A 3,715-nucleotide genomic window follows, 5' to 3' on the forward strand; every position below is an offset into this window, starting at 1 on the left:
TCCTCTTTCGCCCGCAGGGCGCCTTCGGCTGGTTCAGTTACACCACTTCCCGGGACACGATCTGACTTCGCTTTCTCGACTCGCGACAATTTCTCGACCAATTCTCCACCTCCTGTACGGCATCGCGTTCGCTGTACTGGAAATTCAAAGCCACATGGTTGGCACCGGCCGCCCGCAGGCTTTCGAGAAACTACAGGATCACGTTGTGCCCGGCGCGCAAATCCAAGTGACTCGGGCCCGGGTGAATGGTTGGGGTGTACGGCCGTTTCGATGTTCTGCTGAGCCACACAGTTCGCAGGCTGCTGCCCGGTTTCCATGAACTTGGACCGATGAACATTTCCATGCCATTAGCCTTCGGACGTGCCGCAGAACATAGTAACGGCTTGCCTATGAACATATGACATGGCCCACTTGTTAAATGGTGTATTTTCGCTCTTCGGTTGCTGACCTTCACTTATCCAGTTTCACCATTCACAGGCGCCGTTTTCAGCATTCACCGGTTCCCTTCCTTATCAACCAGCTAGATGATAAAGCTTGATCACGTCTCCAAGCTTGTTCACCAATCACCGGCTGGTGTCGCGTGGCTCTAGAATTGAATTGACGCTGATCCTGATTCATCTGTATCACGTCCACTCGAACTGTTCGTATGGTCTCGCTGGCTTGCTCCATGGGGTGTTTCTTTTCGTACAGAACCACGCCGGCAGGTCCTCGACCACCCGCGCAATGCATACCGGCGCGGTACACTGGATCTTGCAGTCCATGGTCGAACTGTCCGATAACTGCGAGCTGATGAACAAGTTCCTATCGCTGCCCTGCCCCCGCCAATACATGTACGGCTTGCCAACTCAAAACCCCGGGCAGCGAAATCGTGAGGATCCCTGGGCAACCGCCAGCGGCTGCCCGGGCCGGGGCTCAGCCCCGAGCGTTGGAGTACGCCGGGGTTCCGCGCAGGCCGGTGTTCTCCTCCACCGCGCCGGTGCCGTCAAGGTAGCCGTGCTTACGCAAGTCAGGCATGAGCACCGCAGCCAGCAGGGTAATCGCGCTCATGGCCGCCACGTAGTAGTAGAAGTAAGACTCCACCCCCGCGCCGCGCAGTGACAGTGCCACGTACTCGGCCGTGCCGCCACACAGCGCATTGCCCAGTGCGTAAGGTAAACCTACCCCCAGCGCGCGTACGGTGGCGGGATATAGGTCAGCTTTAAGTACACCGGTCACCGGCGTATAGAACGCTGCAATCAGCAGCCCGAGCATGACCAACGTAAAGGCCTCATACGGGTTGGTGACGCTCTTCAGGCCAGAAAGCAACGGCACGATCAACATGCTTGATAGGAGGCCGAAAGCAATCATGCTGTTACGTGAGCCGATCCGGTCGGCCATCATCCCGAAGACCGGCTGCAGACACATGAACACCACCAGCGCGGCTGTCATGATGAAGCTGACCGTCGAGGGGTCGAAGCCGGCCGACACCACCAGGTATTTCTGCATGTAGGTGGAGAAGGTGTAGAAGTGCAGCGAGCAACCGGCCGTAATGGCAATGGTCAGCAGCACAGCTTTCTTGTGTTTCATCAGCGCCTTGATGGAGCCAGCTTCCTTGTGTTTGGCGCCCTGGGCATGGGCGGTCTCAAGCATCGAGCGGCGCAGGTACACCACTACCAGTGCGCTGACCGCACCGATGAAGAACGGAATCCGCCAGCCCCAGGCCTTGAGCTCCTCGATTGGCAGCACATTTTGCAGCACCACCACCGTCAGCAGCGCGAGCAACTGGCCGGCGATGATGGTGAAGTACTGGAACGAGCCAAAGAAGCAGCGCTTGCCCTTGCGGGAAATTTCGCTGATGTAGGTGGCCCCGGTGCCGTATTCAGCACCGACCGAGAGCCCCTGCATCAAGCGGGCTACCAGCAGCAGCACCGGAGCTGCCATGCCGATGGACTCATAAGTAGGCAGCACGGCGATCATCAGCGAGCCGCCACACATTAGGAACACAGAGATGATCATGGAAAACTTGCGACCACGGGTGTCGGCCAGGTAGCCGAAGATCCAACCGCCCAAGGGGCGCATAAAGAAGCCCACGGCGAAAATCCCGGCGGTCGCCAGCAACTGCGTGGTCTGGTCGCCCTGGGGAAAGAATAAGGCCGCAAAGTAGATCGAGGTGTAGGCGTAGATGAAAAAGTCGTACCACTCCACCAGGTTGCCGGAGCAGGCACCGAGAATGGCGCGGATTCGTTGGCGGTTGGTCAGGTTGTTGATATCAGGCGCAGCGGGATTGTTATTGTTGGTGTGCATGGGGCAACTCCAGATCTAAGGCAAACGCAAGGCAGGAACGACAGTGTCGGTTTACGTTCGAGTGATCGGGTTGGAGTCGTGGTGGGAAAAAACAGGCGGCAAAACGCAAGGCGATGAAACGCGCATCATGGGGGGTACCTTCCGAGATCTATTATTTTACAAGTCAGCGAAAGCGCACTGACTTTTATTCCCGAGCAAAGCTACGCCCTCACCTGGATAGCGGCCAGACCCGCTCCCCTCTAGCAGTTATGCCTCAATTGAATAGCTCGCTGCGTCAGAGCATATGCCCAGCCCAGATACCTTCGGCCACCAGCTCCGAGGCAATGTCGACGAAAGTCTGGCCGACATAGCGGGTAGCCGGGCTCACCTGGCGATCGGCCGGCAGCACCAGCACCAGTTTTCGCATGGGCGTAGGGTCTACCAGCGGTGCCGCGCATAGCGTGCCGTCGTTCAAACGCGAGTAGATCGAGGCCAGGGGCAACGCGGTGTAACCAAAGCCATTGCGCACAAGGTCGATCATCGCGCCGAATGAATCCGCCTCGACGCTGGTGGTGATCTTGAAGCCGCGCTCCAGAGCACATTGGTCCATGATCTTGCGTAGCCCGTGACGGGGGCTGGGTAAGACCATCGGTTCCCTGGCCAACTGTGCGAAAGGGACCGCCGTATCGAGATTCAGCCCAGAATCGGGAGGGCCAACCAGTACCAGGTTTTCCATCATCACCGGTTCGATGCGAAGTGTATGCAGGGGCTGCGGATCGTAGGAGATGGCCAGTTCCAGTTCGCCCCGCTGCAACCAGTCCAGCAGATAGCCGCTGAAAGCCGATGAAAAGCGGATGGAGAGATCCGGGTGGGTATCGCTGATGCGCTTGACCAGCGGAACCGTGACGATCTCGGCGATCGTCGGCGTGGTACCGATGGCGACCATGCCGCGGAAGGCCGCACGCCCGCCGGCTACCGAGGTACGAATGGACTCCAGCTCGTTCATGATGCGGGTGGCCCGCTCAAGTACCTCCAGCCCCGCAGCAGTGATTTCCATGCCACGGCCGTGGCGCTCGAACAGGTAGACACCCAGTTCCTTTTCCAACTGCCGGATCTGCCGACTCAGTGCCGGTTGCGCCACGTGCAGGCGATCCGACGCCTTGCTCAAACTGCCAAGCTCCGCCACGTGGATCAGGGTTTTGAGTTGCGTTACGTCCATCGATCAACCACTTGCAGGGAAGGGAGTGCCGCCGGAGCGGCGTATTTGACAGTCTAAAGACGGCCTGGGGCACCAGCTATAGCATTTGAGCATAGCAGTTAGTACCCATTTGATATGGAGCGGGCTAGCCCCGGGGTGAGGCCAGCCTAGATGGATACCTCAATCGTGGGGCAAGCGTTGACCTCAAACCATTGGCCGTTCTGCGCCCGAGGCAGTGGCGCGCGGGGGGGGGGG

At 58.8% G+C, this 3,715-nt stretch carries 2 protein-coding genes; both read right to left on the bottom strand.

Annotated features, from left to right (window positions below; genetic code table 11):
- Positions 1-912: 912 nt before the first annotated feature.
- Positions 913-2,283: an MFS family transporter gene (locus BLX42_RS17415; protein ID WP_161872263.1), complete on the bottom strand. Its 1,371-nt coding sequence runs from the start codon at positions 2,281-2,283 to the stop codon at positions 913-915.
- 274 nt (positions 2,284-2,557) lie between these two features.
- Positions 2,558-3,481, bottom strand: coding sequence for a LysR substrate-binding domain-containing protein (locus BLX42_RS17420; protein WP_161872264.1), 924 nt, complete (start codon positions 3,479-3,481; stop codon positions 2,558-2,560).
- Between the last annotated feature and the right edge of the window lie 234 nt (positions 3,482-3,715).

The organism is Pseudomonas sp. SG-MS2, assembly GCF_009933855.1.
GTDB lineage: Bacteria > Pseudomonadota > Gammaproteobacteria > Pseudomonadales > Pseudomonadaceae > Aquipseudomonas > Aquipseudomonas putida_E.